Source organism: Eggerthella sp. (assembly GCF_048329335.1).
Classification (GTDB): domain Bacteria; phylum Actinomycetota; class Coriobacteriia; order Coriobacteriales; family Eggerthellaceae; genus Eggerthella; species Eggerthella lenta.
The window spans coordinates 1-5,141 of record NZ_DBFEGU010000376.1 but is presented as its reverse complement, the minus strand read 5'-3'; the positions used below and the strand labels follow the sequence as shown (position 1 = coordinate 5,141).

General features: G+C 63.9%; 5 protein-coding genes. 1 reads left to right on the top strand and 4 read right to left on the bottom strand.

Going from position 1 to position 5,141, the window contains the following annotated elements:
• Positions 1-627 (top strand): RNaseH domain-containing protein (locus ACMO6A_RS11660; RefSeq protein ID WP_418471304.1); only part of this gene is annotated, 627 nt, incomplete at its 5' end.
• Between the two features lie 57 nt (positions 628-684).
• On the opposite strand, the gene ACMO6A_RS11655 is transcribed toward ACMO6A_RS11660, so the two are convergent.
• The 4 genes from ACMO6A_RS11655 to ACMO6A_RS11640 form a co-directional block, all read right to left on the bottom strand.
• Positions 685-2,529, bottom strand: a complete 1,845-nt coding sequence (locus ACMO6A_RS11655; RefSeq protein WP_418471303.1) for an ATP-dependent DNA helicase — start codon at positions 2,527-2,529, stop codon at positions 685-687.
• A gap of 444 nt (positions 2,530-2,973) precedes the next feature.
• Complete coding sequence (locus ACMO6A_RS11650; RefSeq protein WP_015539397.1) at positions 2,974-3,474, bottom strand: hypothetical protein; 501 nt, start codon at positions 3,472-3,474, stop codon at positions 2,974-2,976.
• 149 nt (positions 3,475-3,623) lie between these two features.
• Entirely contained in the window at positions 3,624-3,998 is a 375-nt protein-coding gene (locus ACMO6A_RS11645; protein WP_418471302.1) for a hypothetical protein, read from the bottom strand.
• On the bottom strand, positions 3,998-5,141 hold a 1,144-nt coding region (locus tag ACMO6A_RS11640), incomplete at its 5' end, for an SPFH domain-containing protein (RefSeq protein WP_418471301.1). The genes ACMO6A_RS11645 and ACMO6A_RS11640, both read right to left, overlap by 1 nt.

Sequence of the window (5,141 nt, the reverse complement as noted above, 5' to 3'; positions counted from 1 at the left end):
GCCCTGAAGAGGATGCTCCACGGCATAGTCCGCGCCACCGGCGACAGGCCGGAACTCCTCCTCGTCAACTCCTACGGCCGCATCCGCCAGAGAGACTGGTGGCCCGGCATCAGCGACTCCGGCCTCGAGTCGGGACCCTTGAGCTACGGACCGACCGGTTATGAGGAGCCGCTTGACCTCGCGGGCAGCAAGCTGCGCATCCTGCGTATACGCTCCGGTCTCAACGGCGAGGTCCCCGACTGGTTCACGGACGAGGTGGCCGCGGGCGGCGCAGATGACGGCACCGTGCCGAACAGGCGCGACAAGCAGGGACTCTTCAAGATGGACGGCTACTTCCTCGCGTTGGCCCCGCGACCGGGCGACGCCCAGTACAAATGGTCCGCACGCGGATCGAAGTACGATTCGCCCACCGCGGCGTTCTGCGAGAAGACGATCAACGAGTACTGCCTTCTGTCGCCCGGTGGCGAGGCCGAGGCGCTTGCCAGCGTCAAATACGCCGAGGCCCTGCGCGGCTGCATGGTGCAGCTCTACAAGAACGATATGAGGGTGAACCTTCCCGCCCCGCTCCATCTCGCCGAGCAGGTCGAGGAGTATATCTGGGACTGGGAGCTCACCGGGAGACGATAGCGATCCGCCCGCGAAAATGAAATAGGGAGGCCGAATCTCCCGGCCTCCCTATTTCCGCTATCCCTGCCGCCAATTCGCCTTGCGGGTCTTTCGACCGGCGGCGGTGGACCCTTTCGCCACTCCCTTCCGCTTCCCAGGACGGGAGCCGGACGGGCTCGGCTGACGACGAGCGGAGCCCAAGTCGAAGCCGGAGTTTTTCGCGATCCTCGCCTCGACCTCGGAGCGCCGGATGCCCAGTTCCGATGCGCTGACGCGATAACCGCCCTCCTTGCGGACGACATAGAGCTCATGTGGGTCGTAGTCCCAATCGAGTACGTACCCGGCAAGGAGCATCTTGGCATCCAGATGGTCCTTGGACATCGCGCCGGAGAGCGCATCCTTGAGGGCGAAGGTGGCTCGAGTCACGATATCCGCCCGGATCTTCTCCTCGAGGGTTCTAGCCGGTCTTTCGGTCCCCGGTTCCGGGGTACCTCCCTTGCTGTTCTCCAGGGCGCCTTCCAGGGCGAGAGGCGTGGGGGCGTCGGGGCCCCTGCCGTCCATGAGGTCTCGGATGTAGGCGCGGACCCGCGACTCGTAGCGGCGCGGGCACTCGATTTGGACCGGCTCCTCCATCCTGTGCTCGAGGGAATCGTAGAACTCCACGACCTCGCGGCTGGCGATCAGGCGGTTCGGCTCGATCTTGGGGAACACGGTGAGGCCGGCGGCGGAGCGCACGCGGGACAGGCCGACGTACAGCTGGCCCTCGGCGAAGACCTTCGTGTGGACGCAGCAGGCATCGAACGTCAGACCCTGCGACTTGTGGATGGTGATGGCGTAGGCGAGCTTGAGCGGGATCTGGGTATAGGCACCCACGACGGCGGTCTTGACCCTGTTGACGGGCCTGCCCTCCTCGTCCATCTCGACGACGGCCTCGGACTTGTTGATCTCCCATCTATGCCGCTCGATGCTGACCTTCTCGTCCGCGCCGTCGAACTTGACCGTCACGGCGTCCGCGGACGCGTCGGTGACGGTGCCCTGCGTGCCGTTGACGTAACCCTCCTGAGGGCTGTTCACGAGCGACATCACGCGGGCGCCGCGGCACAGGACGATCCTCTCCGGCGCCATCTTGTCGCCGTTTGACACCGTGCCTGTCGCGGCGGCCGCGAACTCGACCTTCGGGGCGTCGAGCGCGTCGACGTTCTCGCGGTTGATCGAATCGGCGATGCGGTTGTTGGCGCACAGCACCAGCGTGTCCTTCGGCAGGTAGGCACGGGAGCTCTTCGAGTGCGCGTTGAAGTAATCGAGGCACGACGCGTCGCCGACGCGGGCGCGGTTCAGGTTGTCGATGAAATCGGGGTCGGATTGGCGCACGACCGTCTTGAGGACGTGAGGCTCGAAATCGAAGCCGGTCCAGTACCTCGACTTGAAGCACCAGCCCTGGAGGTTTCCGGGATAGAACTTCATCAGCAGCGCGGAGTCGCGGTCGGTCACGACCGGCGGCAGCTGGAAGAAGTCGCCGACGAGGACCACCTGCTTCGCGCCGTTGCGCGTCATGGACTGGGAGATCATCCCCATCACGTGGTCGAACAGGTCGATGCGGCACATCGAGATCTCGTCGATGATGATTACCTTCGCGGCGTCGAGCACCTTGCGGGACCCCTTGGGGCCATCGGGGGCGCAGACCCCCGGCGCGATTTTCAGCGTGCGGTGGATCGTCGAGCCGTCCGTGAGGTTCAGCGCGGCGATGCCGGTGGGCGCCAGGGCGAGGAAATCGACATTACGCGCCTTCAGGTCCGATATGAAGGCGTTGAGCACGTAGCTCTTACCCGTGCCGGCGTTGCCCGAGAGAAACACGTTCCTCCCGTCCCTCAGCGCGCTCAGCGCCTCGGCCTGTTCCGGTGTAAAGCGGTCACCGTCTGCCATTTCCATATCCCGTCATCCGTTCGACCAGTAACGAGGAATTGATACCCGCGCAAGCGAAAAAATATACGCTGAACGGGGGTTTCGCAGAAACTATAGGAAGTTTTGGAAGGCGGGGCGGATATGCTTCCGCGCATTTCCCCGCGCGCCCGTATACCCCGATGCGCAAACGGGTACGATAGCCTCAGAATGATGTGGGTCCCGCGCAGCCGAACGGCTTGTCTTTCCCATGCGGGCATCGCGGATTTCTTTCATGGGTGGGACTTCGGTCCGAGAACAGGCCGCGATCTCGTAAGGGGTCGCGGCCTGTTCATCTGTGCGTCTATGTCTTTATGCGTGCACGCATATGTGCAATGGTGCTGGTGTGTATATATGCGTGTGCGCGTATGTGCCTCGGCGTATGTATGCCGATGTGCGGATATGCATCCGGACAGGTGTGCCGGTGATCTATACGGGAAAACCGGCGCCGGTCTCGCATGAGCTCTTCCGCCTCAGCATCGCCCATATCAGCTCGATTGCCGGGGCGACGCGCACCTGCCGGAATTCGGAAGTGTCGTAGCGCTTCCGCAGGGCACCGCGGGCGTCGGGCGAGTACACGGCCGCCCCCTTGGGCAGCATCCCTTTGGAAGCCAGCGAGTCGGCGAGCTCGAGCGGGCACACCAGCCAGTTCTCATCGCCCTCGAACGTCCTGCCGTGGCCGCTCGTGAAATCGTCCATACACGACTTGACCTCGACGAACGTGAAGGTGCCGGACTCGAGCTCGGCGGCGGTCGCATGGTTCGACGATCGGTCGCGCGGACGATGCGGCCTGTAGGCCACGAAATCGACCCGGCGGGCGTCATCGACCCAGACCTCGCTCGCGACCAGGGCGTTCTCGCGGCACAGCCTCGCCCATACCTTCTCGGAAAGCTCGGCGGTCACCTCGCCGCGGTTTCGTTTCCCCTCCATGGGGCACACTCCCCTTCGATGTAAAAAGCCGCCCAACGGTCTGCGCGACGTGCGGGCGGCCCGCCCCGGTACTACTCCTCGGAACCCTCCGGCTTGCGGGGCCGGAAGGGCACCGGCTTGATGGTCGACAGGTCCATATGCCTGCGAGCCTAGAAGAATATAAGCCAGATCGTGCCCAAGAGCAGGGAGACATATCCCACAGCGGTCACGAGGAAGTCTATGAAGACGAGGGCCGCGGCGGTATCGACCCGGATGCCACAGGGGGCCAAGTTCGATGCGAACCCATGCAGGGGATACATGGCACAGATGAGGCATATCGATTCGAGACCTGCCGCCAACAGGGGATTCACCCCCGCCAGCTCCCTCGGATAGAACAAGCCCATCAGGACGGAATCCGCCACCAGCGCCGCCCAAATCAGGAACACGCCGACCTTAAATGCCTTGGTGTCCTCGACCAATGCCAGGGGCATCATGCAGCCGAAGAAATCGAGCAGCAAGGCCGAGGCGATCAGCAGGACGACCATCACTCCACCGAGTTCTCGGCGGAGTCGGCATCGATATCGGGGTTCGAGATCAGACCGTTCAGCAGGGACGGCAGGTCGATTCCCGTGCTGTCCTTCAGGCCGGATGCGACCTGGTCGACAATCGATGTGGTCTCCTTTACGAGTTTTTGCGCGTTGCCCGATCCGTACATCTTGATGGAATCGACGGCAGTGAGGGGCTTCGCAACCTGCTCGGCTACCTTGGGCATGATGTCGATGTAGCGGTTGGCGAGCAGGTAGGGGTTATCCATGCCGTTGTACGCCTCGGCCTGGGCCTTGATTCCCGCCGCGACGCCCTCGCCGTGGGCCTTCTCGGCCACACCCTCGGACTCGCCCTTCAAGCGCGTGGCCTCGGCCTCGGCCTTCGCGCGGGCCTGGATGCCCTCGGCGTCCTTCTGGGCGGAATACAGCTCGGCGTCGGATTGGTTCTGACGCTCGATGCGGGCGGCCTCGGCCTGCTTCGTGCGCTTGTAGAGGTCGGCTTCGGCCGCCTGCTCTGCGGCGTAGCGGTCGGCCTCGGCCTGCTTCTTCACGGTCGCGTTCAGCTCGCGCTCCCTCACGTCCGCCTGGCGCTCGGCGAGCTCGACCTTCTTGGTCTCCGCGGCGATCTCGGCCTCCTGCTGGGCGATGTAGAGCTCGCGCTGCTTCTCGGCCGTCACGGTGGCCTTCACCATATCGGCCTCGGCCTTCGCCTTGTCGGCCTGCTTCTTGAGGTCGGCCTGCTTCAAGTCGAGCTGGTTCTGGCGGATGGCGACCTCCTCGGCCGCCTTGATCTGCGCCAGCTCGGCTTCCTTTTTAATCTCGGCCGCTTGATCGGCGCCCATGGAGCGGATGATGCCCTGGGAGTCGGAGAAGTCCTGCACATTGAAGGTGCGCAGCTCGAGGCCGAGGTTGGCGAGGTCATCCTTGGAGCCGCCGAAGACCTTCGCGTTGAAGCTCTCACGGTCGCGCATGAGCTCCTTGAGGTCCATCTGGCCGATGACCTCGCGCATCTTGCCCAGCATGACCTCGGTGACCTGGCGGGTCATCTCCTCTTTGTCCAAATTCAGGTAGTTCTTGGACGCGGTCTCGATCAGCTCGGGGGTCTGGCCGATCTGGAAGTTCGCCACGGCGCAGGCGTGGATG

Bases quoted from the DNA above. Each gene is read 5' to 3' on its own strand.
- ACMO6A_RS11655 (WP_418471303.1), bottom strand. From the start codon at position 2,529: ATGGCAGACGGTGACCGCTTTACACCGGAACAGGCCGAGGCGCTGAGC.
- ACMO6A_RS11650 (WP_015539397.1), bottom strand. From the start codon at position 3,474: ATGGAGGGGAAACGAAACCGCGGCGAGGTGACCGCCGAGCTTTCCGAG.
- ACMO6A_RS11645 (WP_418471302.1), bottom strand. From the start codon at position 3,998: ATGGTCGTCCTGCTGATCGCCTCGGCCTTGCTGCTCGATTTCTTCGGC.